The 227-nt window shown below is 45.4% G+C and carries 1 pseudogene; it reads right to left on the bottom strand.

The window, feature by feature from the left end:
- A pseudogene (istB, locus tag CIK77_RS17475) lies at positions 1 to 227 on the bottom strand (IS21-like element ISShfr5 family helper ATPase IstB); the annotation flags it as partial.

The following is a 227-nucleotide window of genomic DNA, read 5'->3' as shown; positions in this document are numbered from 1 at the left end:
TGTGATCAAGATGTTTTGGTGAAGACGAAGCCATTCACCTTGTGCTAATGAACGGATCTGAGCTTTATCGAGTTGTCGTGCTGCGCCATAGTTGAGTTGGGCAAGTGTGCCGCCAACTCTGAACTTTGCTTGTCGCGTTAGGCGATCTATTTTACGCTGATCACGCTGCGTTATTTCATGTTCAAGCAATAAACTTAGCCGCTCTTCGAAGCTTTGTTCAACGTATA

Origin of the sequence: Microbacterium sp. JB110 (assembly GCF_003335195.1) — a bacterium.
GTDB lineage: Bacteria > Actinomycetota > Actinomycetes > Actinomycetales > Microbacteriaceae > Microbacterium.
This window is presented reverse-complemented; position numbering and strand designations above follow the sequence as displayed.